Source organism: Corynebacterium sp. BF-R-2, from assembly GCF_024586525.1.
Classification (GTDB): Bacteria; Actinomycetota; Actinomycetes; order Mycobacteriales; family Mycobacteriaceae; genus Corynebacterium; species Corynebacterium singulare.
Map to the genome: position 1 here is coordinate 1 of NZ_JAMFTP010000014.1, position 15,420 is coordinate 15,420.

16 protein-coding genes and 3 pseudogenes are annotated in these 15,420 nt (G+C 60.0%); 8 read left to right on the top strand and 11 right to left on the bottom strand.

Annotated features, from left to right (window positions below):
• From M5J09_RS10730 to M5J09_RS10740, 3 genes and pseudogenes are all read left to right on the top strand, one after another.
• A partial coding sequence (locus tag M5J09_RS10730) for a transposase (RefSeq protein ID WP_257157843.1) occupies positions 1 to 277 on the top strand: 277 nt, incomplete at its 5' end.
• 13 nt (positions 278 to 290) lie between these two features.
• Positions 291 to 515: pseudogene (locus M5J09_RS10735) on the top strand (APH(3'') family aminoglycoside O-phosphotransferase); the annotation flags it as partial.
• A complete protein-coding gene (locus M5J09_RS10740) occupies positions 515 to 1,351 on the top strand; it encodes an aminoglycoside O-phosphotransferase APH(6)-Id (RefSeq protein WP_000480968.1) in 837 nt (278 codons plus the stop codon). The pseudogene M5J09_RS10735 and the gene M5J09_RS10740, both read left to right, overlap by 1 nt.
• A 105-nt stretch (positions 1,352 to 1,456) precedes the next feature.
• Here the strand turns inward: M5J09_RS10740 and M5J09_RS10745 are convergent.
• The 3 genes and pseudogenes from M5J09_RS10745 to M5J09_RS13330 all read right to left on the bottom strand — a co-directional run.
• Positions 1,457 to 1,555, bottom strand: a pseudogene (locus tag M5J09_RS10745) (IS481 family transposase); the annotation flags it as partial.
• Positions 1,555 to 2,730, bottom strand: a complete 1,176-nt coding sequence (gene cmx, locus M5J09_RS10750) for a chloramphenicol efflux MFS transporter Cmx (RefSeq protein WP_257157844.1) — start codon at positions 2,728 to 2,730, stop codon at positions 1,555 to 1,557. The gene cmx and the pseudogene M5J09_RS10745, both read right to left, overlap by 1 nt.
• 21 nt (positions 2,731 to 2,751) lie before the next feature.
• The gene (locus M5J09_RS13330) at positions 2,752 to 2,805 is read right to left on the bottom strand and encodes a chloramphenicol resistance leader peptide (protein ID WP_011113070.1); all 54 of its coding nucleotides are present in this window, start codon (positions 2,803 to 2,805) and stop codon (positions 2,752 to 2,754) included.
• 284 nt (positions 2,806 to 3,089) lie between these two features.
• On the opposite strand from M5J09_RS13330, the gene M5J09_RS10755 reads away from it, so the two are divergent.
• Entirely contained in the window at positions 3,090 to 3,593 is a 504-nt protein-coding gene (locus M5J09_RS10755) for a mismatch-specific DNA-glycosylase (protein WP_257157845.1), read from the top strand.
• Here M5J09_RS10755 and M5J09_RS10760 read toward each other — a convergent pair.
• From M5J09_RS10760 to M5J09_RS10770, 3 genes are all read right to left on the bottom strand, one after another.
• Positions 3,590 to 4,324: an ATP-binding cassette domain-containing protein gene (locus tag M5J09_RS10760; RefSeq protein WP_257157846.1), complete on the bottom strand. Its 735-nt coding sequence runs from the start codon at positions 4,322 to 4,324 to the stop codon at positions 3,590 to 3,592. The genes M5J09_RS10755 and M5J09_RS10760 overlap by 4 nt on opposite strands.
• Entirely contained in the window at positions 4,311 to 6,095 is a 1,785-nt protein-coding gene (locus tag M5J09_RS10765) for a hypothetical protein (RefSeq protein WP_257157847.1), read from the bottom strand. Before M5J09_RS10765 ends, M5J09_RS10760 begins: the two co-directional genes overlap by 14 nt.
• A 227-nt stretch (positions 6,096 to 6,322) precedes the next feature.
• The gene (locus M5J09_RS10770; protein ID WP_257157848.1) at positions 6,323 to 6,748 is read right to left on the bottom strand and encodes a lactococcin 972 family bacteriocin; all 426 of its coding nucleotides are present in this window, start codon (positions 6,746 to 6,748) and stop codon (positions 6,323 to 6,325) included.
• 151 nt (positions 6,749 to 6,899) lie between these two features.
• Between M5J09_RS10770 and M5J09_RS10775 the strand changes: the two are divergent.
• A pseudogene (locus M5J09_RS10775) lies at positions 6,900 to 7,778 on the top strand (IS3 family transposase); the annotation flags it as partial.
• A 327-nt stretch (positions 7,779 to 8,105) separates the two neighbouring features.
• On the opposite strand, the gene M5J09_RS10780 reads toward M5J09_RS10775, so the two are convergent.
• The gene (locus M5J09_RS10780; RefSeq protein ID WP_257157849.1) at positions 8,106 to 8,561 is read right to left on the bottom strand and encodes a DUF4442 domain-containing protein; all 456 of its coding nucleotides are present in this window, start codon (positions 8,559 to 8,561) and stop codon (positions 8,106 to 8,108) included.
• 195 nt (positions 8,562 to 8,756) lie between these two features.
• Here M5J09_RS10780 and M5J09_RS10785 point away from each other — a divergent pair, with 195 nt between their 5' ends.
• Positions 8,757 to 9,635: a hypothetical protein gene (locus M5J09_RS10785; RefSeq protein ID WP_257157850.1), complete on the top strand. Its 879-nt coding sequence runs from the start codon at positions 8,757 to 8,759 to the stop codon at positions 9,633 to 9,635.
• Positions 9,636 to 9,654: 19 nt separating this feature from the next.
• Here M5J09_RS10785 and M5J09_RS10790 read toward each other — a convergent pair whose 3' ends face one another.
• The 4 genes from M5J09_RS10790 to M5J09_RS10805 form a co-directional block, all read right to left on the bottom strand.
• Positions 9,655 to 10,272 carry a response regulator gene (locus M5J09_RS10790; RefSeq protein WP_257157851.1) on the bottom strand — a complete coding sequence of 206 codons (618 nt, stop codon included), beginning with the start codon at positions 10,270 to 10,272 and terminating at the stop codon, positions 9,655 to 9,657.
• The gene (locus M5J09_RS10795) at positions 10,269 to 11,390 is read right to left on the bottom strand and encodes a sensor histidine kinase (protein ID WP_257157852.1); all 1,122 of its coding nucleotides are present in this window, start codon (positions 11,388 to 11,390) and stop codon (positions 10,269 to 10,271) included. The genes M5J09_RS10790 and M5J09_RS10795 overlap by 4 nt, the downstream gene beginning before the upstream one ends.
• 81 nt (positions 11,391 to 11,471) lie before the next feature.
• Entirely contained in the window at positions 11,472 to 12,314 is an 843-nt protein-coding gene (locus M5J09_RS10800; protein WP_257157853.1) for an ABC transporter permease, read from the bottom strand.
• A gap of 24 nt (positions 12,315 to 12,338) precedes the next feature.
• Complete coding sequence (locus M5J09_RS10805) at positions 12,339 to 13,238, bottom strand: ABC transporter ATP-binding protein (RefSeq protein ID WP_257157854.1); 900 nt, start codon at positions 13,236 to 13,238, stop codon at positions 12,339 to 12,341.
• 196 nt (positions 13,239 to 13,434) lie between these two features.
• On the opposite strand from M5J09_RS10805, the gene M5J09_RS10810 reads away from it, so the two are divergent.
• Both M5J09_RS10810 and nagB read left to right on the top strand, forming a co-directional pair.
• Positions 13,435 to 14,598, top strand: coding sequence for an N-acetylglucosamine-6-phosphate deacetylase (locus M5J09_RS10810; RefSeq protein ID WP_257157855.1), 1,164 nt, complete (start codon positions 13,435 to 13,437; stop codon positions 14,596 to 14,598).
• Positions 14,599 to 14,610: 12 nt separating this feature from the next.
• On the top strand, positions 14,611 to 15,372 hold the full coding sequence (nagB, locus tag M5J09_RS10815; protein WP_257157856.1) for a glucosamine-6-phosphate deaminase: 762 nt from the start codon (positions 14,611 to 14,613) through the stop codon (positions 15,370 to 15,372).
• Positions 15,373 to 15,420 lie beyond the last annotated feature (48 nt).

Here is a 15,420-nt window from a genome sequence, read left to right on the forward strand (position 1 = left end):
AGGCAAAAAGCTCATGGAACGCATCATCCACACCCTGCGAAAGGGGTTACCGAAAGGCTTAGAAGAGCTCGCCCAACTGGGACGCACCCTGTGGCGAAGACGCAAAGATGTGCTCGCCTACTTCGATATCGGTGCCTCCAACGGCCCCGTCGAGGCAATCAACGGCAGACTCGAACACCTACGCGGCATCGCCCTAGGTTTCAAAAACCTCAACCACTACATCTTGCGGTGCCTGATCCACTCCGGACAACTACAGGACAAAATCAACGCACTCTAAAACCGGAAGGGCCCCTAAAACTCTTCAATGCACGGGTCTGATCGACCTTGGGCGGCTCGGAACAGCAGATCGCTATGCCGATTTGGCACTCATGATTGCTAACGCCGAAGAGAACTGGGCAGCGCCAGATGAAGCAGAGCGCGCCTTCGCTGTCCTATTCAATGTATTGGGGATCGAAGCCCCCGACCGCGAACGCCTTGCCTTCTATCTGCGATTGGACCCTCTGACTTGGGGTTGATGTTCATGCCGCCTGTTTTTCCTGCTCATTGGCACGTTTCGCAACCTGTTCTCATTGCGGACACCTTTTCCAGCCTCGTTTGGAAAGTTTCATTGCCAGACGGGACTCCTGCAATCGTCAAGGGATTGAAACCTATAGAAGACATTGCTGATGAACTGCGCGGGGCCGACTATCTGGTATGGCGCAATGGGAGGGGAGCAGTCCGGTTGCTCGGTCGTGAGAACAATCTGATGTTGCTCGAATATGCCGGGGAGCGAATGCTCTCTCACATCGTTGCCGAGCACGGCGACTACCAGGCGACCGAAATTGCAGCGGAACTAATGGCGAAGCTGTATGCCGCATCTGAGGAACCCCTGCCTTCTGCCCTTCTCCCGATCCGGGATCGCTTTGCAGCTTTGTTTCAGCGGGCGCGCGATGATCAAAACGCAGGTTGTCAAACTGACTACGTCCACGCGGCGATTATAGCCGATCAAATGATGAGCAATGCCTCGGAACTGCGTGGGCTACATGGCGATCTGCATCATGAAAACATCATGTTCTCCAGTCGCGGCTGGCTGGTGATAGATCCCGTCGGTCTGGTCGGTGAAGTGGGCTTTGGCGCCGCCAATATGTTCTACGATCCGGCTGACAGAGACGACCTTTGTCTCGATCCTAGACGCATTGCACAGATGGCGGACGCATTCTCTCGTGCGCTGGACGTCGATCCGCGTCGCCTGCTCGACCAGGCGTACGCTTATGGGTGCCTTTCCGCAGCTTGGAACGCGGATGGAGAAGAGGAGCAACGCGATCTAGCTATCGCGGCCGCGATCAAGCAGGTGCGACAGACGTCATACTAGATATCAAGCGACTTCTCCTATCCCCTGGGAACACATCAATCTTACCGGAGAATATCGTTGGCCAAAGCCTTAGCGTAGGATTTCGCCCTCTCCCGCAAACGACCCCATCTTTGCGGCGATCGTGGCCGGATAGCCGTCTTCGACAATCAGCCGAGCTAACCGGAGACGGGCACGAGGAGTGAGAAGAGCGTTCGGATGGGTCATCAATTGGACTCCGCCGCGGTCTTCGTAAGCGCGCGTCTGGTGAGAAGCATGATGACGAGAGCGATCGCTGTCAGCACCGAAGCGACCCAAACCGGCGCGAGCAGCCCCAGCCCGGTCGCGAGCCCGAGCGCACCAAGCACGGGCCCCGCTGCAGCTCCGATATTCAATGCTGCGGTTGCGTACGAACCGCCCATCGTTGGCGCACCCGATGCTGCATACAGCACACGCGTGATCAGAGTACTGCCGACGCCGAACGACAGGAATCCCTGAACGAGGACGAGGACGATAAGCGCAACGGGATGAGATGCGACCACTGCCAACACGATCCAGCCTGTCAGCAATAGCGGTCCGCCGACTGCGAGCACGAGGCCAGGTCGTTGATCTGATAGTCGTCCTGCGATCGTGACGCCAAGGAACGATCCGATGCCGAACATCACCAGCGCGACGGACACCCACGCTTCGGCCAAGCCCGCGGTCTCGGTCACGATGGGTGCCAGGAAGGTGAATGCCGCAAAGGTCCCTCCGTTGATCAGCGCTCCGAGTGCCATGGCCAGGATGAGCCGCGGCGTCGCCAACTGGCTGAGCTCGACACGGAGCCTTGGTGAGGTCGCGCTAGTCTCGCTCCGACCAACATTGTTCGTGACGCCACGAATGACTCCAACGGCCGCGGGAATACAGAGGATGGCGATCGCCCAGAACGTCGTTCGCCAGCCCAGCGCTGTGCCGAGCAGTGCCCCGGCGGGGACGCCCACGACGGTTGCGATCGTCGTGCCGGAGAGCAGGATCGACAGTGCACGCCCCTTCTGGTTCGCTGGCACGAGGGTAGTGGCCGTGCTCAGTGCTACGGCGAGGAATCCTGCGTTTGCGAGAGCGCTGAGCACCCGGGTGATGAGCAGGAGAGAGAACACTGGTGTCATCGCTCCGATGACGTGGCTTCCCGCGAACACGAGAAGGCAAACGATCAATGTGAGCCGCGGTGGCCAACGGCGAGCGAATGCCGCCATCACTGGCGCGCCGACGACCATACCGACTGCGAATGCGGAGGTCAGCAGGCCCGCAGTGCCGACCGAGACGTCAAGTTCGGTCGCGATCGCGGGGAGCAATCCCGCGAGCATGAATTCTGAAGTGCCCATGACGAAGACCGCCAGGGCAAGCATGTAGAGGGCAAAAGGCATCGAGTGCTCCGAGGTGTGAGATCAAGAAATGGTTCTTCTTGTCACCACGGCCAGCGCCCCGGGTACGCCAGACATACGCCCACACAGATCGTGGGCGTCGTAACTAGTGGTTCAAGGGGCTGGCGGTGTGACCGACAACCCCTGACCTGTCTGATTCGGGACTCGACATGCCCCAAACTCTAACATGCCTTCAATGGCAAGCGGTCTGGACAGATACTTCTTGAATCGGCACGGTGTCATTACGGGCGGGGGCCAGAACAACGTCCCTGGACATCACACCTAGGGCTTTGTACAACGTGAGGGCCAAGGCTGTGCGGTCTCTCGCATCGAGTTTCCGCAGGAGGGCCGAAACAAGGTTCTTGACGGTTCCTTTGTTGTTCGTCGGCATCAACCCGAGCCTGTGGACCGCCGCTACCGGCGCGCACTTCGCCCGCCCGGGTAACCGCTTCTATCCGGCCCTTTTCCGAGCTGGGTTGACTGCCCACCAGTTCGATGCCTCGGGCGGCTACGCGGACGCCGACTTTGACGAGCTGCAAGAACGTGGCATCGGCGTGTCCAACCTCGTTCCGCGCGCCACCGCCCGCGCCGATGAGCTAACCACCGACGAGCTGCGCCAGGCCCCGGCACGCCTGGACGATATCGTTAGCAAACACCACCCGAAGGTCGTGGCCGTGCTGGGAATTACCGCTTACCGCAAGGCCTTTAGCCTGCCCAAGGCGGCCATCGGGGAGCAGGACTCGCCGTGGGAGGGCACCCGCCTGTTTGTGCTCGACAACCCCAGCGGACTCAACGCCCACGCCAGCGTCGCGGACCATGCGGCCGGGTACCGGAAGGTGGCCAAGGCCGCGGGCATCGCGATTTAATCCCGCGCAGAGCCGGAGACTGTGACCTGGCGATCATTGATGCGCAAGGTGCTGTCAGCGGCAGCAATAACTGCGGCATCGTGCGTGGCGGCCAGAACGAGTGCGCCCCCGTCCGCAGCTCGCCGCAGGAGCGCGATAACTTGGTCGCGGTTAGTGGGGTCGAGGGAGGCGGTCGGCTCGTCAGCGAACACATAAGCCGCGCCGCGGAGCAGGGCTCGGGCGATCGCCAGCCGCTGCTGCTCGCCTCCGCTGAGAATAGCTGCCGGCCCGTCGAAGGGGACATCAAGACCGACTTCGCCGAGGGAGTGCAGCAATTCTTCTTTGGAGTATTGCTTCCTGGATAGCCCGAGGGTGAGGTTATCTTCGCAGCTTAGTTCGGGAATGATTCCGTGGTCTTGGTGGATTATCGCTGCGCGTTCTCGCCAGAACCTCCGCCTCCGCTTCATCCTCCACGCGGAGGCATTCTCACCGTCTATCCGGAGGAGGCCGTCCGCCGGCTGCAGGAGCCCGGCCAAGGTGTTGAGCAGCAAAGTCTTTCCGGAACCGCTGGCCCCACAGATGGCGACAAAGCCTGGCCCGGGTAGGGAAAACGTTGCATTTTCCACGAGGGACTTCTTCACCGTCCGCGTGCTGCGTCCCGCAGAATAGGTCGATTCCGCGGCGAGACAGAGATGAGAGGTGGAAATCTCCGGCGGCAGAGTGGGGGACTGATTGGGGCTAGCCAATGACATTGTGACTCCTAGGGGAGGCGGACATGTGCTGAGAAATACTGAGGCGGACAAAACCGAGGTAGACGATTAAGACAAGGCAGCTTAGCGCGGTGAAGGTGTAGAGGAACGGGTTGGGAAGCAGTAGCGGAGCCAGGACGGACAATATGACGACAACTGTCAGGCTGACCAGTTGGCTTTTGAATAGTCGCCACATCGTTTTGTCCGGTGATTGCCCAGCGCTGTGGAGGAGTACCAGGAGGCGACGGTGAACTCGGAGCTGGATGCGCGCCTGGACTATCAAGGCCGCAAGCGTGGCGAGCAAAGCTCCGAGGACGCTCAGGATACTCAGCCAGAACAGCGCCGTGCTGGCTACTAGTTCGGCCAGACCGCGATCGGCGGCGCGTACCGGGTACACGTAGCCTTCGAGGCCGGCAGCGGTAAGTTCTGGACCCAGTTCCGAGAAATCCGCGAAGAGCAAATTTTTACTCGAAGCTGTGGAGCTTAGGAAGTCTGCGTCGAAGCCGGATAGATCGTCCGTTTCAAGCACGTAAAAACAATCGCCGGGAACCAGTTCCCCCGACATTGTTCCACTAATGAATCCGACCGCATGATCGGCACTGACCGGACCAATTTGCGCAGATTTAAGGAGCAGGTCGCCGGATTCCTGAGCCCACAGATCCACGGAAGCTGCGAAATGCTCTTGGGCTGCGGAATAGTCGACCGAGTGGTTGTCGTCTCCGGGACGGAACTGATAATCCTGCAGATCGTGCCATTGGCGGTTGGCAAGTGCCACGGGGCAGGAGTCCGGCACACCGGTAGCTTCTTTCGGCAAAGTATGGCTGAGGACAGCCCCGTGCTCCCGTTCCCAGCTGAGCGCGAAGTCGCGGAAGTTCTGCTGCACACTGGGCGGCAAGAGCTCGCCTTCTTCCACGCGGCCAGCAGGGCCGTCGAAGTTGGCTGAAAAATGCAAGGCTCCAAACTCCGCGAGAGATTTCCAGGTCTGTTGGGCCTCGGATTCCTGCTGGTAGGAGCGGAGCGCAGCCGCTGAGCTAAGACCCGCTGCTACAAAGGTCACGCAGGTAAAGACCGAAATTACTTTCAGCGCTTTTCCCGCCGCCTTCTCTGCGGGGGCACGCTGCCCCAGCAGCGCTACTGCGCGGCGCAACAATGGGGCGGTGACGGCTACGGCCAAACCGGTGGTAGCCAGGGCCAAGCCTATCCCGGCGGCGTAGAACCTGAGGAACAGGAGGGCAAAAGAATAGCTCCCTTGGCGGGCGAGGAATGTACTCGCAAGACCAATGAGAACTAGGTGCGGGAGGATGACAAAGGTCCATTGCCGCCAATTGCCTTTTTGACTGCGGTGCCCGCCATTTATTGTGCGCAGCGCTGCCAATCTAAGACCGGAAACCCGAAGAACAAATACCAGGGCAAAAAGGGAAGCGACAAATAGAAACAGGATCGCCACCAACGCGGGCAGGCGGAATACGACCGATTGGATGAGGTGAAGGAACTGCGTCTTTTCGCTTAGCCTGAGCCCGTCATTCCTGGCCGATTCGTAGAAGTGGTTCGCATTGCCACCCGTTGCTTTGGGAACCAAGACGTAGTCACCGTGGTAATCCAGCGACCCAAGCTCACTGGCCGCTTGGCTCAAGGCATCCGGCCGGTTGAGCCGGGGAATGCGTTCCGGTGCTGGATAATTTTGCTCCAGCGGGATGAAAACCTCGTGGGAAGTCCCGCTTGCGTCATCGGTGCCAGTCAGCCGGTAGATGGAGTAGCCGTTCTGCTCGGCCAATGAAACCAGTGAGTTACGGATTACCGTCGGTGCGTAGTCTGACTCAAGTTCCTCCGCGAGTGAAGTCTTAGGCTCGACATAGTCAAGACTAAAGGTTGATTCGACCCCTAAGGACAAGGGCTTGGTGGAGTCAACCAGGGCTGTCAGCAGCCACCCAGTAGTCGCGATGACTGCAGCAAGAAGTAGGCTCAAAAGCCCAAGTACTAGGGGTCGAATGCGCATGAGTTCTAGCAGAAGTTGTAGTAGTAGCTGTCCTTAGTGCCCGGCAAATTCGTTGCCCAAAGCTCGGCGATCGACTTCTGGCCGCCGCGGGTGTTGATGCTTCGTTGCGTTCTGCCGTCGACGGTCACAGTCGAAGTATGGCACCGATTCACGGTGAAATAAGAACGCGCCTTAGCGTCCCAGAATCCGTACTCCCAGGTACCGCCACCTGCAGGGTAGCGAACTTTCCGGCCGACAGATGCCCAGTAGGTTGTGAAGGCTGGTGCTGCCTCGCCGAGTAGCTCGGCCATCACACCGGAAGCAAAGCCTCCCTTGGCGCCGTGGTCTTGGAATTCTTCTGCGGAAGCAACGGCTGAGTTAGATACGGAAACGCTCAGAGGAGAGGCAATCAGCAGCGCTGCAAACTGCCGAGTGCGCTTTTTGGGGGGCATAACAGTCTCCCTTGAGAGAGGAAATGAGGCGGGATTGCCTCAAAAGGGAGACTACCCTAAGTGAATATAAACGGGAATAGAACCAGTTTTCTAAATTTATTGGTACTTTTCACGGGCCTTAGGCTCGGGAGGGCGGTGGTTGTCCTTGGTCCGCTATGTCTTGGATTCACCCCACTCGGTCAAGCGGATGTGCAACGTATTAAAGCTCAATCGCTCCTCGTTCTACAAATGGGTTAACACCCGCGAAAATCGCAGGTTAAAGATATGCTCTGATGCTCTTATTGGTACAAGAATCAAGACCATCTTCGATGATGAGCACGGGCTTTATGGTGCTAAACGCATCGCTGCAAGCCTCAACGACGATATGGACTTCGGCCCGATAAATCACAAGAAGGTTGCACGCATCATGAAATCCATGGGGCTAAAAGGCTTTACCAAACGGCGTCGATGCATCACCACTAGGCGCAAGCCTGGTCACCGAGTCATGCCAGATCTAGTAGGCCGCAAATTCACCGCTGACAGGCCGAACCACGTCTATGTAGGCGACATCACCTACCTGCCCTGCAAGGGCGGCAAGAACATGTACCTTGCCACAGTCATCGATGTCTACTCGCGCAAGCTCGTTGGTCATGCGCTAGCCGATCACATGCGGGTATCTCTGGTTATCGAAGCTTTGTCTCATGCCAGCAAAGTCCGCGGAAACCTTACTGGGGCAATTTTCCATTCTGATCATGGCAGTGTGTACACCTCACAGGCATTTAGGGACCACTGCGCCCAACTTGGTGTGCGCCAATCCATGGGAGCGGTGGGAACGAGTGCCGATAATGCCCTGGCAGAATCGTTTAACGCCACCTTAAAACGTGAAGTCTTGCGTGATCGGAAAGTCTTTGACAATCCAATCAGCTGTCGCCAAGAAGTCTTCCGGTGGTGCATGCGCTACAACACGCGCAGACGGCACTCCTGGTGCAACCTTCTAGCCCCCGATACCTTTGAAGCACTCACATCAGCTACACTGACCCAAGCAGCATAGCTAACCCCCGACGTATCTACTTTCCGGGGGTCAGGCCCTTGTCCCTTAAGCCTAAGTCTCAAAGCAAAACGCCAACCCTCGGAGCAAAGGAATTCTCAGGCCGAAGCCCTACTCCCATCCGGGAACCCAGCTTTATCCTTGTCGGGTTGACGCAGTGCCCGCAAGAATAGTTGGGCGCGAGGCCTTCTACAACACAAATCTTCCCGGTGTGCTCAAAATGGCTTCAAAATACCAGGTAAACACGCGCAAGAATTTTGGGAAAATCCCCCGGTAATCTTGCGTCACTAGCCAGCGTCTGCGGACATATACAGGTTTCGCACTCGCTGCTTATTGCTGCTTGCGCCGGTAATACACCTGCCGGCGCACATGGGCGACGACATCGCCTTCCTCATCAAGGATGTCCACGTCGAACCAATGCAGGTATTTCTCGCCGTGGGCCGTCTTTTCTTCGATGAGCGCGTAGGTCTCCTCGGGAATGCGCATATCGGCGGTGACCGTGCCGCGGCCGGGCTTGAGGTACTTAATCTCACCAGCGGCATCCCAGATGCGGTACTCCTTGCCCAAGCGGTGCATGGAAGCGAGCATAAAGAACGGATCCGTCATGGCGGAGAGCGTGCCGCCGAAGGCCACGCCCATGGCATTCTTGGTCAGCATGTTTGGCGTATGGCTGACGACGACGCGGGTGCCATCATCAGCGAATTCCTTGATCTTTATGCCGGCGCCCAAGAAGGGTGGCCAGAATCCCATGAAGCGCTTGAGCTGGCGGGCAGAAAAGTGGGCCAAGAGGAAGTCTCCAGTTGATTGGTGGGGAAGGTGGGCTAAATGGCGTCTACTCTACTGGGGCGGAATGAGGCGTGTGCGCTCGTTGATTCTTATCCAGCGGCGCTGGTCGGGCGGTGAGATGTCGCGCGCTGTCTACAGGAAAAAGTAGTGCTAGCGCTAGTGCCTTTTACTCGCGCGAAGAACACAATGTTGTGCATGAAAAAGCTGGTAATTGGTGCCGTGTCTGTGGCGGCCGTGATGGTGGTGGCGTTTGTCGGGTTTGTGGGATTCATGCAGTGGGTAGACGCAGACAGCGTGACCGGTGATGACGGCGTGGCTGCCGGATACAGCGCTGAGACAGGTGGCCCGCTGGAAGCATCGTTTGCGGGCGAGGGTCCACACGAGGTCGACGTGCGGCGTGACGGCGACGTGACCGTTGCGGCGCCGACTGGTACGGGACCGTTTCCGGCGGTGGTCATGGCCAATGGCACGAATACGCCGTTGAGCAGCTACCTGCCCGTGGCGGAGCACTTGGCTAGTTGGGGCTTTGTGGTCGTCGGTGATGAGACTCCCCATACCGGAACAGGGGAGAATGTCGTTCACTTAATTGAGCGATTGCCAGAGCTGGATCCCCGAGTGGATCGATCACGGGTCGGCATTTTCGGGCACTCCCAGGGCGGTGCGGGCGCCATCAACGCTGCGGCCCACGTGGAGGTAGCAGCTGTGTATGCGGCGAGCCCGGCGTCCCACAAGGTGGCGCGGTCCAATGGATGGGACTACAACACCGCCGACGTAGAATCACCGCTTTTCCTGATGACGAGTGATGGCCGTTCGGACCGCTTGTTTGTTAGCCCGTGGAAAGACCTGCAGGAGAACTATGAATCAGCTGGTGGTCCGGCAGTCATTGCTCGTCGCCTGGGTGCGGACCACAAGGACGTTTTAGAGTTCGGGGACGGTTATGCCACCGCGTGGTTCCGCTTCATCCTCGCTGATGATCCTGACGCCCGAGACGTGTTCCGCGGCGCGGGGACGGCGGACGCTGGTGAGTTAGAGAGCAACGCGCGCTGGGACCGCGTGGGCTACAGCGGCTGGTAGCACTTAATACGCCACGCAGTTACAGCCAGCCGCGCTCGGTGGCGATGGTATAGGCCTCGAAGCGATTTTCCGCTCCAGTCTTTGTCATGGCGGAGGATATGTAATTGCGGGTTGTACCGGGGGCAAGATGCGCAGCTTCCGCGATGGCCTCGATGGAGCGGCCACGCCCGGCCAAGGCTAGGACCTCTGCTTCGCGCTCGGTGAGTGGTGAGTCCCCGGCAGCGATGGTTGCGGCCGCCAGGTCGTGGTCTACGTGGCGCTTTCCGGCGTGCGCTGCGCGGATGGCGGCGGCGAAGTCTTCTGCAGAGGCGGTCTTTGGCAGAATTCCCAGGACCCCGGCTGCGAGGGCGCGTTTGACCACAGCGGGGCGTGCGTGGCTGGTGACGACAACGACGCGGGCGGCGATGTGCTCTGCCACAGCAATACCGTCGAGTCCATCATCGTTGTTGCGTGTGTGGCCGAGCTGGAGGTCGGTTACGACGACGTCGGGAAGCGCGGCGGCATTATTCCACCACGCCAGAAAGTCCGCTGCGGAGTAGGCGACGTGGACGACATCAATGTCCTCTTCGAGGCCAATCAATGTGGCAAGGGAATTGGCAACGAGAGCTTCATCATCCAGCAAAGCAACCGTGATCATGCATCCACCTTAAGTGAGACCGTGAAGGTCTTTGAGGTCTGTTCCACAACGAGGTATCCGCCGTGTGCGGCTGCGCGGCGTCGCAGGCCTTCCAAGCCCGTGCCCGGCTGGGAGGAGGATTGTGGTTGGTTGTTGGACACAGTAACTCCCGTGGGGCCCAATGCGATGCTGACCCGTGTGGCCTGGGAGTGACGCAGAATGTTTGTGGCGGCCTCGCGGAGGAACCACGCGGCGGTATCACGCAGCCCAGGCGGGACGTCCTCGCTGGAGCCCTGGACGGTGACTTCCGCGCCTGCGGCAGTAAGGACAGTCTGTGCGCTGGTCAGCTCGGCACCCAGGTCCGGCGTGCGGTAGGTGTTGACCACCTGGCGCATATCGGAGGTAGCGGTCTGGGTGAGCTGGTACAGCTGCGCGAGTTCCTCATGCACGCGGGGATCGTCACGCGCGGCGAGTGCTTGGGCGAGCTGCGTCTTGATGGTTAGTGCTGCGAGATGCTGGCCCATGGTGTCGTGCAGGTCCTGGGAGAGCCGAAGCCTTTCCTCGGCGGCTGACAACTGTGATTCCAGGCGACGCGAACGCTCGGTTTCAATCATGGCGCGCGAAAACCACATGGTGAAGAATACCGCTCCGAAAAACAACACCCCGTACGTGAGCACGTACCCAGCGGTGCCTAAGGAGAGAAGGGCTGCGGTTGCCCCGGCGGTGACAACGAGGGAGACCACCGTGAGCAAGAAGCCGTGAGGGAGGAAAGGCAAGTAGGCGGTGAGCAGGGTGCAATAGAGTATTCCGGCAGCCAGCAGTGTGACTGTTTCCCAGGACCGCGGTCCGATGCTGAGTGCGAGGGCACATGCAGCCAGCGCGCAACCGTGGCCGATAAGCCCCCATCGCATCCACCACGAACCGCGGGGATGCGGCGTGAGGCGAAGCTGTCGGTTTGTGTGCAGGGCAGCGGAACCGGCGGCACAGGAGACCACAGTGACAGCTGCTGCCATCCACAGCTCGTCGACTCCAAGCCCTGCCCGAGTAAGAAACAGTGAGATGAGTGCGAGTGCTGCGAGCCAGGGCAGGCCGATGAGTGACCATCTGTTGACCGCCAGGAACTTGGAGGAAGGCTCCATTCTCCGCCAGCCAAGGCCAGTAGTTCGGTGGTGAGTGGGTTTCGCAGGTGCCATCGTGGTGTTCCAGTGTAATGAGCGCTCTTAGCGGTGAGTGTTCCAGCGCATGTACTTGTGCGCTGCCCACACTAAGGCCACCGTCCACGCGGCGAGTTTAATCAGATCAGTGGATGAGTCTGCGAAGACGGAGGCGAAGGAGCCGTCCCCAATCCAGCCAGCGCGCACAATGTCGACCGCTAGGGCAAAAGGTGTGGCGTCGAGGACCTGGCTAAGTGCGTCGGGCAGTGCGCTACGTAGAGAGGCCTGCGAAAACATAAGCAGCATCAGCACCGGCATCGAGGTGATCTGAGCATTCTCGGCATTGGCCGTAAAGCTGCTGGTTAGTATCGCTACCGCATGGGAACAGACTATTCCAAGCACCATCGCCAGCGCCATGAGCAGCGCGTTGACAGGCCACACGTGCGCAACGGGTGGGTCTAAAGGCAGGAACATGGACAAGGTGGACAGCCCTGCCACCATGAGAACGGACAGCAGTAGCATGGTCGCGGCAAGTGGAAGAGCAATGGAGGTGAGAATCTCCCAGTCGCGGGCTTCACCGGTGCGCAGACGTTTGAGCACCTCCTCGTCGCGTCGGGTCACCGTCATAGACAGCGCCGGATAGAAGATGCCGAAGCCCAGTGCCAGAAGAACGAAAATCTCCGATGCTGAATCAGTGGAGCCTACGGATTGATCACCGACGATCCACACGAAGAGAGGCAGGGCCACCGGGAAGAGCAACGCTGTGATGACGAGCAGTGGGTTCCGGGTGAACTGCCGCATTTCGGCGCGGCTTAAGGCGCGCAGTCGGCGTAGCGAGGCCGCTCTAGGAGCCGTAGTATTCGAGTGCGCTGTGGGGTGTGCAGCCTGTGAGGATGTCGCAGATGTCATTGAGTTCTTCCTTTTCGGTGGGAGTTAACTATTGGCAATGGAGTGGAATACCTGCTCGAGGCGGGCAGGCCGCGCGGTGAAGCCATTCAGCGTTACTCCGTGGTCGTTCGCCCACGTCAGCACTTCCTGCGTGTCCTTCTGCAGGTTCGAGGTGGTGATAGTGACCGTGTCATCAGCGCGGTGAATGGTGGTGCCGGAAAGCTGGGGAAGCGGTGCCGATGGAGGAGACGGTGAGAACGTAATCTCGGAGGCAGCAATCGACGCTAGCTCTGACATGGTGCCTTCCACGTTGATACGGCCCTGGTGCATAATCGCGATGCGATCGCAGAGTTCTTCCGCCTCTTCCAAGTAGTGCGTGGTCAGAACGATGGTCACGCCCGCAGCTTTGAGGCGGCGCAGCAGGTCCCATACGTGGCGTCGCGACTCCGGATCCAGGCCAGTAGTGGGCTCGTCAAGGAAGAGGATCTGCGGGTTGCCCACCAGTGCGCAGGCAAGATCCAGCCGCCTCTTTTCGCCACCGGATAAGGCCCCGACGGTGACGTCGCGGCGGTGGTCTAGGTGGACGTCGCCAAGCACAGCGTTACTCGGTGCAGGCGCTGAGCACGTCCCCGCCCACATCGTGAGCGTTTCCTGCACGGTGAGTGCCTGCGGCAGGCCGCCCGACTGCAGCATGATGCCGGTGTGGGGGCGCACCGTGGCGCGCTCGGTCACGGGGTTGTGTCCCAGCACGCGCACGGTACCGGCCGAAGGTGCGGCAAGACCCTCCATCACTTCCAGAGTGGAGGTCTTGCCCGCCCCATTCGTGCCCAACAGCCCGAAGGTTTCTCCGCGTGCAACGCCCAGGCTTATCCCGTTCACCGCGGTGAAGTCACCGTACTGCCGGTAGAGGTCATGTATGTCGATGGCTGATTCTGCTGTGTTCATAGCTTCAACCTTTCCGTTGGGCAACGCCCGCCGGTAGAGGCGTATGTCAGCGATTCACATGACAAAAGTCATCGCTGTTCACACGCGTCTCAGAAGGTCTCACAGTTCACAAGCGAGCCGCATCCTGATAGATTGCAACATAGTTATCAACCGAGCGGGTGACGTGTCTGCCCAGACGCAAAGAAGTGGATGAACTATGCAGCCAGAGGGAAGAGGGATTCAAGGTCACGTCGAGGGCCTCTACATCGATGGGAACTTCGAGCTGCGCGCCGGGCGCATCGCGTTCAGGGAGCGCATTGAGGAGGCCACGCTGGAGGACGTCGCCTCGGCTCACCAATTGTGGCGCGCCGGCGACCCAGAGGTGTTGCTGTGGGTACCCGGCTTCGTGGACCTGCACAACCACGGCGGCAACGGCGGGGGATTCCCCAACGGGGACTACGAGCAGTGCCTGGCCGCAGCGCGTTTCCACCGCGCGCACGGCACGACGACGCTGCTGGCCAGTTTGGTCTCCGGCACGCAAGCCGAGCTGTGCGCCCGGGCGGAGCTTTTGGCCCAGCTGGCCGATGAAGGCGAGATCGCGGGCATTCACATGGAGGGCCCGTTTATCGCTGCGGCCAAGTGCGGCGCGCAGGACCCTTCGCGCATCGTGCCTGGGGACCCGGACTTCTTCCGCGCGGTGATCGAGGCTGCCGGTGGCTACCTGCGCTCCATCACCTTTGCCCCGGAGACAGCGAACGCCGAGGAACTACTCGCGGTGTGCGCGGAGCACAACATCATCGCCAGCTTGGGGCATACCGAGGCCGACTATGACACCACGCTCGCGGTTGTTGCGAAAGCCAAGGAGCTGGGCGTGACCGTGACCGGCACGCACCTGTTTAACGCCATGCCGGCCATCCACCACCGCGCGCCGGGCGCGGTGGCGGCCCTGCTCACCGCGGCGAAGGCTGGCGACGCGTCCGTCGAGCTCATCGCTGATGGTGTGCACCTCGTCGACGGCACCGTCGACATGGCCCATAACCCCCGCGCCTTCGCCGTGACCGATGCCATGGCCGCGGCCGGCATGGCCGATGGCGTTTATGAACTAGGCTCCCTGCCGGTGACGGTGAGTGGGGGAGTCGCACGCGTCGACAGTGGTGCCATTGCTGGTGGCACCTCTACCTTGGCTGAGCAGTTCGCGCGTTTCGCCGCCCGCCACAGCCTGGGCGAGGCTGTGCGGTTTACCTCCACCACGGCCGCTGATGTGTTGGGGGACAAGGACCTGGGCCGACTAAGGGTGGGCGCGCGCGCCAACCTGGTGGGTCTTAACGCCGAGTTGGAACCTGTGCGCGTCATCGTTGGCGGCACTGATTTCGACGTTTAAGAAGGGACACTCATGGATCTACTCATTCGCTCCACACCAGCGGAGGTGGCCGCGGAAGCCGCCGATATTGTCCAGCACTATGCCAATGCCGGGGCAACCCTGGGACTGGCTACGGGCTCGACCCCGGTTGCTCTGTATCAGGAGCTCATCGCCCGCTATAAGCGCGGCGAGGTCAGCTTCGCCGGCAGCCGCGCCTTTCTTCTCGACGAATACCTAGGCCTTAACCCCGAGCACGAGCAGTCCTACTACGCCACCATCCGCCGCGAATTCACTAGCCATGTCGATTTTCGGGACGAGTTGGTAAAGAGCCCAACGGGTACTGCTGCTGACCCGGCTACCGCAGCAGCTACCTATGACAAGGCCATCCGCGATGCCGGCGGTGTGGATATGCAGCTGCTCGGCATCGGTGCCAACGGCCATATTGGCTTTAACGAGCCTTCAAGCTCCCTGCAGTCGCGTACCCGGGTCATTACGTTGCACCCGCAGACCGTGCACGATAACGCACGCTTCTTCGACACAAAGGAAGAGGTTCCGCGTTTCGCGCTGACCCAAGGTTTGGGCACGATTAGTGAGGCCCGCCATCTCCTCCTGCTCGCCACCGGCAGCAATAAAGCCAGCGCCGTCCAGGCTATGGCGGAGGGACCCCTCTCTGCGCATTGCCCGGCGTCGATTCTGCAGCTGCACCCGCACGCGACCGTCATCGTTGATGAAGCCGCCGCTGCCCGCTTGGAGGACCGCGAGTACTACCTCTATGCGGATCAGAACCGTCTGTAGCGAAACTTCATTTTCTAATTCCATAACTTCCTTGCTCGAAAGGACTCT